This is a genomic window from Marinobacterium arenosum (assembly GCF_019795155.1).
In the GTDB taxonomy this organism is placed as follows: domain Bacteria; phylum Pseudomonadota; class Gammaproteobacteria; order Pseudomonadales; family Balneatricaceae; genus Marinobacterium_C; species Marinobacterium_C arenosum.
In genome coordinates this window covers 1-15920 of the sequence record NZ_JAILYN010000073.1, presented here as the reverse complement: position 1 = coordinate 15920, position 15920 = coordinate 1, and the positions used below count along the sequence as shown (strand labels likewise).

Below are 15920 nucleotides of genomic sequence, written 5' to 3'. Positions count from 1 at the left end.
TGGGCGCCGCCATGCGCAAGCTGGTACACATCTGTTTCGGTGTGGTGAAAAACCAGCAAGAATTCCAACCACAACTGCCGTAAAAGGCCGTTGTGGCCGGAATCGAGAGATGGTATCTACGGCTGGCCCCTGCAGGACGTCAATGATCAGCCGGTTACCAACTGGCGCTGCTGCTCGATCCCCATCGACAGGAGATAGGGGCGGTCCTGCTGCGCCTGCAGGAAGTCCGCCTTGCAGCGCCAGCCGCGCCAACCGATCTCGATCAGGCTCTGCGCCACGGCGCCGCCGAGCGTGCTGCCGGGGCCGAGGATAATGATCCGTTCCGGCGCGTACTCCTTGACCGCCACCTGTACCGCGCGGCTGAAGTCGTAGGGCTCGACCACCTGATGGCCGAGGGTGTAATCCCAAAGCTGGTCGTTATCGCTGGCATGGGGCGTCCAGATATAGCCGCGTCCGTCGACCAGCGGCTGCTGAGGTTGCCGGAACAGCGTTGCCGGGAGCTGCTGGCGGCCCTGTTCGGCAACGCCGCACTGCAATGGGGTGTGGAAGGCGGCATGGTTGAACAACCGCATCGGATAGCGACCCTGCTCCGGCGCCAGCCGCTGCTGCAGTTGTTCCAGTGCCGCCTCGTTGCCGCCGAACAGCCGCAAACCGCCCAGGCGGATCGACAGGTAGAGTTCGCAGCCGGGCAGGGCGTTGATCTCGGCGGTCAGGGCGTCCAGCTGCTCGCTGCGACCGGGGATCGGTCGCCACTGTTCGTCGACCAGCGGGTAGATCAGCTGGCCGCCACACAGCGACTGCTGCATCAGTGTACCCATACCGTTGATGACTTCTAGTGCGCCCTGTTCGTTCAGCGCGCCGCTGCAGCCCAGGGCGATGTACCAGCCCATCGAGTTGCCGGTCAGCGCACAGATGTCGAACCGTTCGCGGTCGATGCTGAGGAAGTCGGCGTAGGCGCAGGCCCAGATCAGCGCCGAGGCGTTGTCTCCCCGACTGTGTTCGCGCAGGTTATAGCGCTCGGCGCCATCCAGTGCGCTGATCAGCGGTTGTTGCCGTTCGGCCCGGAAGGCGTCGATCCGCGCCAGTAACTCGGCTTTGTCACTGTGGTAGCGCTGAAAATAGCCCAGCTCGGTCTGGTTATAGGTGCCCCGGCCGGGGCAGATCACCAGCGTCTTTTCCATTTTTTATACCTCTATCGGGGTTCGGCGTGGACCGGAGAGAAAACATTAACGCCAGTCACAAGTCGGCGGTCATCGCCGCGGGGCGCGCCTGTCACTGAATTTCTCATCAACCAACATGCCCACTGAGAATGCTGTTTCCGGCAATTGCGCCTGGTGTGATTAAAAAATCAGGCGCGCTTGCGTGGCAGCTTGGCGGTGTCGCTGCCGAGCAGTTCCAGCGCCGCGTCGACAATCATCTCTTTCGACGGCAGGGTGGCGGTGGCCGCCCGGCCGAGCGGGATGAAACTGTCTTCGGCGCTGAGCCGCTTGAGGGGCGGGGGGCTGTCCCGGTGCTCGCTGATCAGCGATACCAGGCCTTCGCCAATGGAGCCGGTGCGGCGGCACTCGTCGACGATCAGCAGCCGCTCGCACTGGTCGGCGGCCTGCAGGATCGCCTGTTCGTTCAGCGGCGCCAGCCAGCGCAGGTCGATCACCCGCAGCTCGATACCGTGCTGCTGTTGCAGAACCTCTGCCGCCTGTCGACTCAGGTAGTAGCCGTTGCCGTAGCTGATGATCGCCAACTGGCGGCCGTCGCCATGCTGGCCGGGCTGGCCGAGTGGAATCGGGCGGGCCTGTTGCGGTGGCCGGTAGCGGGATGTCCAGAGGCCGTCGTCCGGCTGGTGCAGGTCGCGGGTCATATAGAGCGCGATCGGTTCGATGAACACCACCACCCGCTGCTCCTCGCGGGCCAGCCGCACGCACTCGCGCAGCATCTCCACCGCATCGGCGCCGTTGCTCGGGCAGGCCAGCACGACGCCGGGGATATCGCGGAACAGGTTCAGGCTGTTGTCGTTGTGGAAGTGGCCGCCGAAGCCCTTCTGGTAGCCGAGTCCGGCGATGCGGATCACCATCGGGTTGCTGTACTGGCCGTTGGAGAAGAAGCTCAGCGTGGCCGCTTCGCCGCGGATCTGGTCTTCGGCATTGTGCACATAGGCCAGGAACTGGATCTCCGGGATCGGCAGGAAACCGTTGTGGGCAGCGCCGATCGCCAGGCCGAGGATACTCTGCTCGTCGAGCAGGCTGTTGATTACCCGGTTCTGGCCGAACTTCTCGCAGAGCTTGCCGGTAACGTTGTAGACGCCCCCCTTGGTGCCGATATCCTCACCCATCAGGATGACCTCGTCGTGGGCGGCCATCAGATCGGCCAAGGTCCAGTTCAACAACCGGGCCAGGTGCTGCGGCTGCTGCATCTGGCCATGTTCGCGGCCGAACAGCGCGCCGCGTTCCGACTCACTCAACGAATGGCCCGCCGGCGGCTGGCGCCGGGGCGGGATCAGGCTGGCCATCACCTCGCCGGCGTGGCCGAGTTTCGGCCGCTGGATCGCCAGCTCGGCAACCCGCGCCACCTGTTCGGCGGTCTGGTCGTAGAGCTCGAGCACCTGGTCGGGGCGCAGTATTTCCTGTTCGATCAGCAACCGTGCCGAGTGCAGCAGCGGATCCTGTGCTTCGCTGGTTTCGATCTGCTGGCGGCTCAGGTAGGCGGTCTGGGCATCGGAGCCGGCATGGCCCAATAGCCGTACACAGCCCATATGCAGGAACACCGGCTGCTTGTTGCAGCGTGCCAGGTGCTCGGCTTGGCGGGCGGTACGGTAGGTATCGAGCAGATTGAGCCCGTCACAGTAGAGATAGTGCAGGCCCGGTCGCTGGCTGAAAGCGGCCTGGATCCAGCCGGTCGGCGTCGGCGTGGAGATGCCGATGCCGTTGTCTTCGCAGATGAATACCAGCGGCAGCGGCAGTCGTTGGTAGGCGGTCCAGCAGGCGCTGTTGATCGCGCCCTGGGCGGTGCTGTGGTTGGCCGAGGCATCGCCGAATGAACAGAGCACCAGGCTGTCGTGCGGCAGCGGGCTGTCCAGATGCAGTCGTTTGGCCAGCGGAATGCTGTAGGCGGCGCCCAATGCTTTGGGTAGGTGGGAGGCGATGGTGCTGGTCTGTGGCGGTACCCACAGCGAGCGGCTGCCGAGCACCTTGTGGCGGCCGCCTGAGATCGGGTCCTCGCTGGAGGCGGCGAACGACAGCAGCATATCCCACAAAGGCGTTTCGCCCGGCGTCTGGTGGGCCCGCTGGATCAGGAAGGCGGCGTCGCGGTAGTGCAGGAAAGCGATATCGTTGTGGCGAAAGGCGGCGGCGATCGCCGCATTGCCCTCATGGCCGGCACTGCCGATGGTATAGAACGATTCGCCGCGGGCCTGCAACTTGCGCGAGCAGAGGTCCAGGTGGCGGCTCAGCAGCTGGCTCTCGAACAGCTGCACCAGTTTGGCTGCGCTCAGCCCGGCGTCGGTCAGGCTGAGCCTGGTGCCGGGCTCCGGCAGGTCGCCGCTGGCGACCCGTTGATGGAAGTTCTGGTCGACGATCTCGGCTCGATTCTGCATCCCGGCATCCTCCCGCCTGACTCCGGATAATTTGACTGGTTAAAAATGGTTAGAAAAACGCCTGGATGCCGGTCTGGGCGCGACCGAGAATCAATGCGTGGATATCGTGGGTGCCCTCGTAGGTGTTGACCGCCTCCAGGTTCATCAGGTGGCGGATCACATGGAACTCGTCGGCGATGCCGTTGCCGCCGTGCATATCGCGGGCAACCCGGGCGATCTCCAACGCCTTACCGCAGGAGTTGCGCTTGAGCAGCGAGATCAGCTCCGGCGCGCAGCGGCCCTGATCCATCAATCGACCGGCCTGCAGGCAGCCCTGCAGGCCGAGGCTGATCTCGGTCTGCATATCGGCCAGCTTCTTCTGGATCAGCTGGTTGGCGGCCAGCGGCCGGCCGAACTGCTGGCGGTCCAGGCAGTACTGGCGGGCGGCGTGCCAGCAGAATTCGGCGGCGCCGAGCGCGCCCCAGCTGATACCGAAACGGGCCTTGTTGAGGCAGCCGAACGGGCCTTTCAGGCCACTGGCGTTGGGCAGCAGGTTCTCCTCCGGCACCACCACGCCGTCCATCACGATCTCGCCGGTGATCGACGCGCGCAGGCTGAATTTGCCCTCGATCTTCGGCGTCTCCAGGCCGGCCATGCCGCGCTCCAGGATGAAGCCGCGGATCTCTCCGTCCAGCTTGGCCCAGACCACCATCAGATCGGCGATCGGGCTGTTGGTGATCCACATCTTGTTGCCGGTCAGCCGGTAGCCATCGCTGATCTTTTCGGCCCGGCTGCGCATGCTGGCCGGGTCGGAACCGGCATCCGGCTCGGTCAGGCCGAAACAGCCGACCCATTCACCGCTGGCCAGTTTCGGCAGGTACTTGCGGCGTTGCTGCTCGCTACCGTAGGCGTGGATAGGATGCATCACCAATGAGGACTGCACGCTCATCGCCGAGCGGTAGCCGCTGTCGACCCGTTCCACTTCGCGGGCGATCAGCCCGTAACAGACATGGTTGACGCCGGCGCAGCCGTATTCCTCTGGCAGGGTGGCGCCGAGCAGCCCCAACTGGCCCAGCTCGTTCATGATCTCGCGGTGGAAATGTTCGTGGCGGTTGGCTTCCAGGATGCGCGGCATCAGCTGTTCCTGGCAGTAGTCGCGGGCGCTGTCGCGTACCATCCGCTCCTCTTCGTTGAGCTGGCTATCCAGGTCGAAGGGGTCGTTCCAGTTAAAGGCAGGCTTGCTCATCGGTGGCTCCGTAATCGTCCGGGGTCTTTAGAGTATGGATGAGGCAAGCCTAGCTTGTTTTAATTCCAAAGGGATAATATTGATTTCCTGTATCAGAAATAGGAAATGCCTATGTGTGGGTGTAAAGTTTAAACCGGCTGGTGATGCCCAGGCTGCTATTAGTCATAGGAGGACAACCTGGAGGAAACCATCATGATCATCCACCCTGACAGCAGTGAGGACGCGGCCTTTGCCGGCGGTCGTAATATCGCGATGAAAGTGCCAGCGCACCAGTGGCGGCAAACGGTTCAGTTTTACCGTGATCTGGTCGGCTTGAAAGTGATTGAACCCGAGTCGGCCGACGGTACCAGCGTCTGTTTCGAGTTCGGTGCCAACCGGCTCTGGATCGATCGGGTCGCCGCGCTCAGCCAGGCGGAGATCTGGCTTGAACTGACCACCGGGGATCTGACCCGGGCGGTCAACCGCTGTGAGTGCGGCGGCGTGGTTCGGCGCGATGAGATCGAGCCATTACCCGAGCAGGTGCGGGGTTTCTGGATCGAGAACCCGGCCTCGATTATCCATCTGGTCTGCGAGAAGGGCAGCGAATAACCGGCTAAGGGGAGTATCGATGGATCTGCGCGCCTTGCGCTATTTTGAAGCGGTTTACGAAAAACGCAGTATCAGTGCCGCGGCACGGGCCTGTTATGTGGCCCAGCCGTCGATCAGTGCGGCGATCCAGCAGTTGGAATCAACTTTGGAGACACAGCTGTTCGTGCGTCATGCCAAGGGGGTATTGCCGACCGAGGCGGGGGAGCGGCTCTATCCGCTGGCCAGGAAATTGACCGGCGAGGCTCGGGCGATCCGCGCACTGTTCGTCGACAAGCCCACCGCCGAGCCGTTTCGGCTGGGCCTGATGCGCTCACCCGGCGTCGAGCGGCTGAGCCTCTGGCTAAAGGAACTCACCACCCGCCAGCCGCAGCTGGAACTGACCCTGGTGAATGCCGAGGAACCCTGTGATGCGCGCATAATCGATGCCGGCGAGCTGGCCGACGGTGAGTTGTTCCAGCCGCTCTGGCTGGATCGTTACCAGTTGGCACTGCCGGTCGGGCACCCGCTCAGCCTGCGCGAGGGTGTATCGATCACCGATCTGGCCGAACTGCCGTTTATCAATCGCCAGCCCTGCCATGCGCTGGCCCGGTTGCGGGAGGCGATGGACAGACGCGGCGTACGCTTTCTGCCGCGTGCCAATATACGTACCCTGGAGTATGCGCTGGGGTTGGTCGCTGCCGGCGTCGGCGCGGCGCTGGTACCGGACTGGGAGAGCACCCGGGCGCGCAATGATCTGCAATTGCGTGCGTTCGACGATATCGAGCTCGAACGGCAGGTCGGCCTGGCCTATGCCGGCCAACAGACCGGTTCGCCAGTGCTGCCGGTGCTGCTGCAGCTCTGCCGGGAGCAGTGGCAGAACCCGACGGCTTAGCGAAACTGCTTCAGGTAGTTGGCCAGCGGCGCAACGGCACTGTCGGATTCAAGCACCGCAATTGCCTGATCCAACGCCAACCAGGGATAGGGCAGGTCATTCTGTAGCGTCTGCAGCCACTTGAACCGCTCCGCCGGCAGGCTCAGCATCTGGTGGATGCTGATATGGTGTCGATCGATCTGCCAGTTGCCTTCGGCCGCATCGACGAACTGCCAATTGTAGTAACCGCAGCCGGCGCGTACCGTGCCGGTGTCGATCTCCTGCATCAATACCAACCAAGGCTGTTTTTCGATGCGGTATCCATCCAGCACAAGGTTATCGTGGTTCAGGTAATAAGTTTTTACCTGCCGGTATTTCCGGTTGAAGTCGGCCGACAGTATTCGGGCGATCTCCCGGTTACCGGAGACCTGCGGCGGAAAGGCCATGTCCGCCGCATCCATCTGGAAGCTCAGCCGGGCATTCGGGGTGTAGAGCTGCTCCAAACGCTGTGGGCGGTTGTTGTCTTTGCCATCGATGTACTGTTCCAGAGCGTCTTTCAGGCGTGGCGCTTCCATGGGCTGTTCCTCGGCGAATGGAATACGCAGCTTAGCAGCCCTGAGCATGATATTCAGCGTTGGCGCACAGTATGGAGCCGTACCCCGGCAGCAGACTAACTGCGCAAGGCGCCAACCAGCAGTGAGATCCCGATGGTGATCAACAGGCCGAAGGCCAGACGGCGCAGGTTGGCGGGGCTTAACGGTGGCGGATAATTTCGGCCCAGCCAGGTGAACAACGCCACCACCGGCAGTGCCAGCGCGGTGAAGGTGAACATGTCCAGCGTCAGGCCTCCCTGCACGCCGACCATGCCGGTACGCAGCACCGAACAGATCAGGAATATCGCCAGCAGTGACAGGCGGATGGTCTGCATTTCGAATGGCTGACGGTAGAACTGGTAGACCAGCGGCGGCCCGGCCATGCTGAACATTCCGGCCAATAAGCCGGCGGCGGCACCCGAGGCGGCAAACAGGGGCTTGCCGGAGGGGCGGGCGATCGGCTCCGGCTTCAGCATGATCATCAGGCCGCCACAGATAATGGTGGTCCCCAGCAGGGTTTGCAGCAGGCTGCTGAACTCGCTGCTCAGGTAATCGAGCAGCGCGAGGCCCAGTGCCAATGCCGGAAAGATGCCGGCACAGGTGATCAAGATGGTATTCAGGTTCAGTGCCTTCATATTGCCTTTGATCGCAAAACAACCGTTGGCAATGGTGACCAGGCTGATTACCACCGAGGTGAAGGCGATAGGTACCAGCTCGAAGGTGGTAACCGCCCCCATTACGATCATCCCCAGCGCGAAGCCGGTGACCGTCTGTACATAGGTGGCGAAGGCGATGATGGCGGTAAAGCCGATCAGGGTTGGATCTAGCAACAACGTCGGGTCCTGGCTAATAGATATACGGATAAATCAGGTCAGAGGTTTGTTGCGGCGCATCATAGTGGCGCCGGGTTAAGCGAGAAAGAGGAAAGCAGCGCTGGCGCCATCGATTGGTTGATATTGGCTCCATCGGGTTCAGGTATCTGGCCGCGTAAAGCAAAGCATTTGGAGGGGCGCCGGTGTGGTGAAGCTCGGCGTCGGTTAGCGGTGGTGGGACGGATGTCGATTATCGGCATTTAACAGTCGCAGATGACAATTTGATGGCAAGTAAATGCAGTTTTTCCCCATTTTTATTGACCCTAATGACTATAAGCCAAATAATTCACGCGCTTTATAGAAAATTACCTAGCGGTGCCTTGCAGCCGACCGTCAGGTCGGTAATAGTTTTGCCTAGGTCACTGAAAGTCCATGCCTTTTGAGGCTGGCGCACTATGCGCCATGCAGGAGCACAATCGGGCAACGGACGCATAAAGAGAACGGCGCCATCCCGTATCGACGGACGCCGTCAAATAAAGATAGTGGAAGTAGCCATGTACGATTCTACGAGTTCCAGCCGGACGTCGAATCTATCGTTGTCCGCGTCGGTATCCCTGTACCTCTGCAGCGTTTACCGGGAGGTGCTGCGATGAAAAAGATGCCGGTAACCAACCGTGAACAGCAGATGCCGGATGGTGAGCAGATCATCTCCACCACCGACCTCAAAGGGCGCATCACCTACGTTAACCAGGTTTTCTGTGACGTATCCGGTTTCACCGAAGATGAACTTCTCGGTAAGGCACATAACGTGGTCCGCCACCCCGATGTACCGCCGGCGGCCTTTGCCAACCTATGGGAAAACCTGAAACAGGACAAACCCTGGCGCGGTCTGGTCAAGAACCGTTGCAAGAATGGCGACCACTACTGGGTGGACGCCTACGTGACGCCGCTGTTCGAAAACGGTCAGAAGGTCGGCTACCAGTCGGTGCGGGTAAAGCCGAGCCGGGCGATGATCGACAAAGCCCAGACCATCTACGATCTGGCCAATGCCGGTAAGGCCGGCCGTCACCTTAAACTGCGTTCACTGGCCAGCCAGAGCTGGCTGTTGGGCGGCGGCATCATGCTCGCCAGTGCGCTCGGCCTGTGGCTGGCCGATGCCAGCCTGAGCCAATTGGCGATCGCCCTGTTGGCCGAAGCGGGTCTGCTTGGCCTGCTGGCGCGGACGCTGGCGCCGATCCAGAAACTGACCGACGAGGCCCGCCAGGTAGCGTCGAATCCGTTGATCCAGCTGATGTACTGCAACCGGATGGATGAGCTGGGCGAGATCGAACTGGCGCTGGAAATGGATGAAGCGCGCAATCGTACCGTGCTCGGTCGCCTGGAGGATATTGCCAGGGTAATCGGCGACGTGGTGAACACCACCGATCACACCATCCGTCAGAGCAACGACGGTATCGCCCTGCAGGAGCAGGAGACCGATAAGGTGGCGGCGGCGATCAGCCAGATGGCCTCTGCCACCGACGAGATTGCCCGCCATACCGCCGATACCTCCGCGTCAAGCCAGGGGCTGCACAGCCAGACCGGCGTCGGCCGGGACAATCTGGGCGAAACCGTAAATCTGATCACCGAACTGTCCAACGAGGTGATCCGCGCCTCCGACAGCTCCCGGGCACTGCAGCAGCATACCGAGCAGATCGGCAGCGTGGTCACGGTGATCAGCGAGATCGCCGACCAGACCAACCTGCTGGCCTTGAACGCGGCCATCGAAGCGGCCCGTGCCGGCGAGCAGGGCAGGGGCTTTGCGGTGGTTTCCGACGAGGTGCGCACGCTGGCGACCCGTACCCAACACTCCACCCAGGAGATCCGCGAGGCGATAGAGCAGATCCAGCAGGCGGTGGCCGGCACCGTCGAAATCATGGACCGTAGCCGGGAACGAGCCGAGCACAGCGTGTCGGTGGTGCGTGATACCGACCAGACCTTCGAAGCGGTGCAGCAGGAGATGCACAGTATCGCCGACCGGTGCGTGCAGGTGGCCAGCGCCGCCGGACAGCAGAACGACGTGGTGGGTGAGATCCAGCAGAACGTGGTGTCGATCCGCGAGCTGGCACACAAAAACCAGCAAGCGTCCGAGCATGCCGCTCAGGCAACCCAGCAGCTGCGCGAGACCATCGCCCAGCTCGATTCAATGGTCACCGCGTTCGACCGCTGATTACCGTCTCAATAACCAGCGCCGGGCTGCCGGCGCTGGTACCTTCCTTGCCGTCCTCGCCTGAAAACTAACGTGCCTGCATTTGCCGGGTGAGGGCGTTTCGCTGTCGATTGAGTGTGGCAGTGGCCTCCACGAACGCAATACGGATGAAAGGCTCAACGGCCTTGATAGCTACCGTCGCGCTTCTCGACAAAGGCGTTGATCGCTTCGGCGTGGTCCTCGGTGTTGTGGCAGATACCCTGTACCAGTGCACAGGTGTCGAGGAAGTCGGGCAGTTTCTGACGCTGCGCGGCCTTCAGCAGCCGTTTGGTCATTCGTAATGCCTGCGGCGGCTTGGCGGCCATCCGGTGGGCGATCTCCAGGGTGCGCGGCAGCAGCTGTTCCGGTTCGGTGACCTCCAGCAGGATTCCCAACTCCTGGGCTTCGACGGCGTTGATGGTGCGGCCGGTCAGGGTCAGTTCGGCGGCGCGCTGATAGCCGATCAGCCGCTGCAGGAACCAGGCGCCACCATCGCCGGGGATGATACCCAGGTTGACGAAGGTTTCGCCCAGCAAGGCGTTGCTGGAGCCGATGCGGATATCGCACATGCAGGTGAGGTCGAAACCGGCGCCGATGGCCGGGCCATTGATTGCGGCAATGACCGGCAACTCCGCGTTGTAGACCGCCAGCGGCATTCGCTGAATCCCTTCACGGTATTTTTTCTGCACCTGGTAGACGTTGCCGCCGAACGGCCCGTCCCGGTGGGTGCCGTCGCGCTCCTGCATCTCCTTGATATTGCCGCCGGCCGAGAAGGCCGAACCATCGCCGGTGATCACCAGTACCGATACCTGGTCGTTGCGGTTGCACCAGTCGACGGTGTCGACGATATCGTCGACCAGTTGGGTGCCGGTCAGGGCGTTGCGAACATCGTGGCGTTGGAAGGTCAGTACCGCGACCCGGTTTTCCAGTGTCACGGAGGCATCACGTAGCGAGGGAAGAGGCAGGGGGATATTCATCGTCGCTCCATCGTGCAATTTGATAATTCTTAATTGTTCTCATCACCGCCACCGTTGGTCCATGCGTGGGCGGTATGGTCAGTCAGCATAAGCGATCTGCGCAGACAGGTCTAAGGACGCGGGACTATTCTTTGGTGGTGTATTGTGCGCTGCAGCGAATGGAGTGAAGGCCGTATCGGGCGAGAGATATCGTCGCTGCACGGATCGGCAGGACCATTGTAATCGATGGAGGGGAAGGCAACCCGGATGGCGCTTGCCATCCGGGTGGGGGGAGATCAGAGATCCTTGAACTCTTCCTCATGCAACCAGGCGGCGTGCTTCGGCGCTTTCTTGGTCTTGGACCACTCTTCCAGCATCGCCGGTGCGACTTCCTTGAGCTGCTTCATCTGCTCGTCGGTGCCTTTCACGTAGGTCAGCTCCAGACGGTGACCGTTCGGGTCAAAGAAGTAGATGGAGCGGATGATGCCGTGCTCGGTCGGACCGACCACGTCGATGCCCTTGGCTTCGATCTCAGCCTTGGCACTCATCAGTGCTTCCTCGTCGGCCACGCGGAAGGCGATGTGCTGGACCCATTCCGGGGTATTGTGGTCGCGGTCCATCTTCGGCTTGGTCGGCAGCTCGAAGAACGCCAGGATGTTTCCGTTGCCGGCGTCCAGGAACAGGTGCATGTACGGGTCCGGTTCCTTGGTAGACGGTACCCGGTCTTCGGCGATCGCCACCAGGAAATCCATGTTCAGAACGTCCTGATAAAACTCGACGGTCTCTTTTGCGTCGTTGCAACGATAAGCAACGTGGTGAATCTGCTCCAGCTTGATCATGTAGCTACCCTGTTTTTATGGTTGTGTGGTTCTGTTGGGAATGCATAATAGTAACAGTTGTTACTAATGTCAAAGTGTTGATTGTTTTGCTAAGTCACTGAATTTGCTTTGTAAATGCCGTTAGTTAAGAATCGGAAACAAACTTTTTCCAGCGACGGGAAACCGCTTTCCCAACCCATAGGCGACAGGAACTCCCATGTCTGATGGCAATAACGAACTGAAACTGAAAGGCTTTTTCCCATACCGACTGTCGGTGTTGGAGAAACAGGTCAGCGAGGCGGTGGCGGCGGTTTATCAAGAACAGCACGCACTGACGCGCTACGAATGGCGGGTGCTGGCGGCGCTGGGGCAGAATTACGACGTACTCAGCGCCAAGCAGATTGCTGCCTATACACGAATGGAGAAGATGCAGGTCAGTAGGGCGATCACCCGGCTGAAGGAGCGGGACTTATTGGAGCAGGGCAGCGATCAACGTGATCGGCGCTTCTCCCGTGTCCAACTGACCGAGCAGGGCAAGGCGCTCTATCGCAGCATCACCCCCGATGTACTGGCCCGGGAGCAGGCGATTTTGCAGGGGTTATCGTCGGATGAGCGGGAACAGCTGTTCGGTTTGCTGGAAAAGCTGGAGCAGCATATCGAACAACTACCAAGCAGCTAAGTTTGTTGATCGTTCTGGCTGCTTTCTTGGTTGGTTAGCGAGGTTCGAGGAGCTCTCTCAAATAGTGCGCGGAAACTGCTGGCAGTGAATGCAACAAAAAAGGGCGCCGATCAGGGCGCCCTGTTTGTCTCGACTAAGGGGAATCAGCCGAACTGGTTCATGGTGTTGTCCTTGCCGGAAGCCTTCAGCGCGGCGTCGCCGGAGAAGTATTCCTTGTGGTCGTCGCCCATGTCGGAGCCGGCCATGTTCTGGTGCTTGACGCAGGCGATCTGCTGACGGATCTCCTTGCGCTGCACGCCGGCCACGTAGCCCAGCATGCCCTGCTCGCCGAAGTACTCCTTGGCCAGGTTGTCGGTGGACAGCGCGGCGGTGTGGTAGGTCGGCAGCGTGATCAGGTGGTGGAAGATACCGGCTTCACGGGCGGCGTCGGCCTGGAAGGTGCGGATGCGGTTGTCCGCTTCCATCGCCAGTTCGCTGTCGTCGTACTCGGCGCTCATCAGGTTGGCGCGGTCGTAGGCGGACAGGTCCTTACCTTCTTCAGTCCAGGTATCGAACACCTGCTGACGGAAGTTCAGCGTCCAGTTGAACGACGGGCTGTTGTTGTACACCAGCTTGGCGTTCGGCACCGCTTCGCGGATACGGTTGACCATGCCGGCGATCTGGCCGACGTGCGGCTTCTCGGTTTCGATCCACAGCAGGTCGGCACCGTTCTGCAGCGAGGTGATGCAGTCCAGTACCACGCGGTCTTCGCCGGAGCCTTTCTTGAACTGGAACAGACCGGAGGCCAGACGCTTCGGCTTCAGCAGCTTGCCGTTGGCCTTGACCACCACGTCGCCGTTGGCGATGTCGTCGGCGCTGGTAACGTAGTCGCCATCCAGGAAGCTGTTGTACAGGTCACCCAGGTCGCCCGGTTCGTTGGTCACCGCGATCTGCTTGGTCAGGCCGGCACCCAGGGAGTCGGTACGGGCGACGATCACGCCATCCTCGACACCCAGCTCCAGGAACGCGTAGCGAACGGCGCGGATCTTGGCCAGGAAGTCGGCGTGCGGCACGGTGACCTTGCCGTCCTGGTGACCGCACTGCTTCTCGTCGGAGACCTGGTTCTCGATCTGGATCGCACAGGCACCGGCTTCGATCATCTTCTTGGCCAGCAGGTAGGTGGCTTCCTCGTTGCCGAAACCGGCATCGATGTCGGCGATGATCGGCACCACGTGGGTCTGGAAGTTGTCGATCTTGGCCTGAACGTCGGCTTCCTTGGCGGCGTCGCCGGCGTCGCGGGCGGCATCCAGCTCGCGGAACAGGCCGCCAAGCTCACGGGCGTCGGCCTGGCGCAGGAAGGTGTACAGCTCTTCGATCAGCGCCGGTACCGAGGTCTTCTCGTGCATCGACTGGTCCGGCAGCGGGCCGAACTCGGAGCGCAGCGCGGCGATCATCCAGCCGGACAGGTACAGGTAGCGACGGTCGGTGGTGCCGAAGTGCTTCTTGATGGAGATCAGCTTCTGCTGGCCGATGAAACCGTGCCAGCAGCCCAGCGACTGGGTGTACTGGCTGCTGTCGGCGTCGTAGCGGGCCATGTCTTCGCGCATGATCTTGGCGGTGTAGCGGGCGATATCCAGGCCGGTCTTGAACTGGTTCTGGGCGCGCATGCGGGCGGCGTATTCCGGGTTGATAGCTTCCCAGGCAGTGCCGTTGACTTCGCGCAGCGTGGCGATGGCGTCGATATCTTTCTGATAAGTTGACATGGCTAATCCTCTACAGAGTGACCTGTTAAGTGATGACTTATAGTTATTGGGGCGGGGGCTGAACCCCGACCGGATCCCTTGGCTCGGTATTCGGAATTGTGCCGTTTCCTCCTGCGAGCAAGAGGGCTGGCGTTATTCCCTGCCGTTCTGTGGACGCATAATGCGGGGCGGTTCGGGCCGGTGTCAAAAGCCGTTTTGTGCGCAGCAGCATAGATGTAGTCAGACTACATGGGGTACTCAGCGGGGGCTGTAAATTAACTACAAAAGGGGATTAAGCTGGATCGGGCAGATCATCAGTAACAACGGGCGCTGCAGGGACTGGTTCTTAAGTCGTAAGGACTTTGGTCGCATATCGGAAATCAGTTATTTACACAAATAAAAAGGAATAAAAAACAAGATTTTATATTCCAATAAATTCTATTTAATTTTCACTACAAAATCCTGAAAAAGTCTCCATTTCAATCGGTTAGCGAAATTTTTTCAGAATTGAATTCGACCTTAGCCGTGTCCATTGGCCACCCTCGCAAAATTGGGTGGCACGGCTGAAAAGGCTGGCGGGCCATTTGCCCCTGAGGCGGGCCGATGGGGATCTTCAAGTACGTGGATCTGCTCAGCCGGCCGGCCTCATTTTCGGCACCGATGTGGCGCTGACCCTGGGCAGTCAGGGCGCCCGCGGCAGTGGTTTTCTTGGTGCTGGGCACCTGGCCGATGCCGGCCAATACAGTGGCCGGCAGGCTGGAAAAGGAGCTGCCGCCGATCCGGGCGAGTGGTCAGACCACCTCAATATTTAGATCGGCGAGCAGGCCTTGCACAGATCGAGTTCCTATACGCCGGGTCGGCCAGCGCGCAGCTCGTGCGCCGGCTACCCGTGATTCACGACCTGCTCGGCAGCAAGCCGGTTTACCAGGCTATCAGCGGAAACTAGATAGCGGTTTAGCTGGTGTGAATCAGAAAGTATTGCTCAGTACCACTTCGTTCAACGGCAACTGGCCGCCGCGCTCGTTGGCAGGCTTTACCGCTTTGCCGATGGCCAGCATCATCACCAGCAGGTGGTCGTCAGGTAGGTTGACCAGTTCAGCAACCTTGTCCTGATCGAATCCGATCATCGGGCAGGAGTCGTAGCCCAGTGCTTTCGCAGTCAGCATCAGCGTCTGTGCCGCCATGGCGCCGGAACGGATCGCTTCGTCACGCTGGATCCACTCCCGTCCCTCGTAGAAGCCTTGCAGCATCGACAGCAGCATATCCTGCGTTTCCTTGGGCGCGTTTCGCCAGTAGCGTTCCGGAGATTTTTGCCAAGCCTTAACGTCGGCACAGATCAGCACCAGCTCCGATGCATCGCTCACCTGCGCCTGATCCCAAGCCGCAGCGCGAATTGCCTTGCGCAGTTCCAGATCGGTAATGCGTAGAAAACGCCAGTGCTGGATGTTGTAAGAGGTGGGAGACAGCAGGGCATTTTCATAGAGGGTTGCGATCTCTGCATCGCTCAGCTTGTGGCTGGCATCGAAATGTTTAACGGCGCGACGTTCTGCAATGGCGGTATTCAGTTCCATCTATGGGCTCCGATAATGGTTGACCAGAAAAGTAGGAAAAACATTATCAGGTTGCTTAAATGATGATAATTGGCAGGATACGAAATGGACCGTTGTAAAAAGTGTGCTTATTGCTGATCGTCTTGCCACCCCTGTGGCGGTCAACCGGGAAAACGAAAAGGGCGCCGTGGCGTAATGCCGATCAGTTAAGCTCTTTAACTTGCTGATCAGGCAAGAGAAAATCCGGAATCCATGTTAAGGGTTCCGGATTTTTTTATGCATTTCAGTCAGGCAGTGGATGCCATCTCTCGC

13 protein-coding genes are annotated in these 15920 nt (G+C 60.5%); 4 read left to right on the top strand and 9 right to left on the bottom strand.

What is annotated here, in order from left to right:
- Positions 1 to 146 precede the first annotated feature (146 nt).
- The 3 genes from K6T12_RS20115 to K6T12_RS20105 all read right to left on the bottom strand — a co-directional run bounded on the left by K6T12_RS20115 (position 147) and on the right by K6T12_RS20105 (position 4814).
- Positions 147 to 1181, bottom strand: a complete 1035-nt coding sequence (locus K6T12_RS20115) for an ACP S-malonyltransferase (protein ID WP_222224760.1) — start codon at positions 1179 to 1181, stop codon at positions 147 to 149.
- A 167-nt stretch (positions 1182 to 1348) separates the two neighbouring features.
- Positions 1349 to 3589, bottom strand: a complete 2241-nt coding sequence (locus K6T12_RS20110) for a thiamine pyrophosphate-dependent enzyme (RefSeq protein WP_222224759.1) — start codon at positions 3587 to 3589, stop codon at positions 1349 to 1351.
- A gap of 49 nt (positions 3590 to 3638) precedes the next feature.
- Positions 3639 to 4814 (bottom strand): acyl-CoA dehydrogenase, encoded by a 1176-nt coding sequence (locus K6T12_RS20105; protein ID WP_222224758.1) that lies wholly within the window; start codon positions 4812 to 4814, stop codon positions 3639 to 3641.
- Between the two features lie 192 nt (positions 4815 to 5006).
- On the opposite strand from K6T12_RS20105, the gene K6T12_RS20100 reads away from it, so the two are divergent.
- Entirely contained in the window at positions 5007 to 5402 is a 396-nt protein-coding gene (locus K6T12_RS20100) for a hypothetical protein (RefSeq protein ID WP_222224757.1), read from the top strand.
- A 19-nt stretch (positions 5403 to 5421) separates the two neighbouring features.
- Positions 5422 to 6273: a LysR family transcriptional regulator gene (locus K6T12_RS20095; RefSeq protein WP_222224756.1), complete on the top strand. Its 852-nt coding sequence runs from the start codon at positions 5422 to 5424 to the stop codon at positions 6271 to 6273.
- On the opposite strand, the gene K6T12_RS20090 is transcribed toward K6T12_RS20095, so the two are convergent.
- Positions 6270 to 6827, bottom strand: a complete 558-nt coding sequence (locus K6T12_RS20090; protein ID WP_222224755.1) for a hypothetical protein — start codon at positions 6825 to 6827, stop codon at positions 6270 to 6272. The two genes, K6T12_RS20095 and K6T12_RS20090, sit on opposite strands and share 4 nt — an antisense overlap.
- Positions 6828 to 6922: 95 nt before the next feature.
- A complete protein-coding gene (locus K6T12_RS20085) occupies positions 6923 to 7675 on the bottom strand; it encodes a TSUP family transporter (RefSeq protein WP_222224754.1) in 753 nt (250 codons plus the stop codon).
- 631 nt (positions 7676 to 8306) lie between these two features.
- On the opposite strand from K6T12_RS20085, the gene K6T12_RS20080 reads away from it, so the two are divergent.
- On the top strand, positions 8307 to 9866 hold the full coding sequence (locus K6T12_RS20080; RefSeq protein ID WP_222224753.1) for a methyl-accepting chemotaxis protein: 1560 nt from the start codon (positions 8307 to 8309) through the stop codon (positions 9864 to 9866).
- Between the two features lie 155 nt (positions 9867 to 10021).
- Here the strand turns inward: K6T12_RS20080 and K6T12_RS20075 are convergent, their stop codons facing one another.
- The gene (locus K6T12_RS20075; RefSeq protein WP_222224752.1) at positions 10022 to 10861 is read right to left on the bottom strand and encodes an enoyl-CoA hydratase-related protein; all 840 of its coding nucleotides are present in this window, start codon (positions 10859 to 10861) and stop codon (positions 10022 to 10024) included.
- A gap of 275 nt (positions 10862 to 11136) precedes the next feature.
- Entirely contained in the window at positions 11137 to 11679 is a 543-nt protein-coding gene (locus K6T12_RS20070) for a VOC family protein (protein ID WP_222224751.1), read from the bottom strand.
- 196 nt (positions 11680 to 11875) lie between these two features.
- Between K6T12_RS20070 and K6T12_RS20065 the strand changes: the two genes are divergently transcribed.
- Complete coding sequence (locus tag K6T12_RS20065) at positions 11876 to 12337, top strand: MarR family winged helix-turn-helix transcriptional regulator (protein ID WP_222224750.1); 462 nt, start codon at positions 11876 to 11878, stop codon at positions 12335 to 12337.
- A gap of 143 nt (positions 12338 to 12480) precedes the next feature.
- Here K6T12_RS20065 and K6T12_RS20060 read toward each other — a convergent pair whose 3' ends face one another.
- Both K6T12_RS20060 and K6T12_RS20055 read right to left on the bottom strand, forming a co-directional pair.
- Positions 12481 to 14079 (bottom strand): isocitrate lyase, encoded by a 1599-nt coding sequence (locus K6T12_RS20060; protein ID WP_222224749.1) that lies wholly within the window; start codon positions 14077 to 14079, stop codon positions 12481 to 12483.
- A 947-nt stretch (positions 14080 to 15026) separates the two neighbouring features.
- Positions 15027 to 15629 (bottom strand): nitroreductase family protein, encoded by a 603-nt coding sequence (locus K6T12_RS20055; protein WP_222224748.1) that lies wholly within the window; start codon positions 15627 to 15629, stop codon positions 15027 to 15029.
- Positions 15630 to 15920 lie beyond the last annotated feature (291 nt).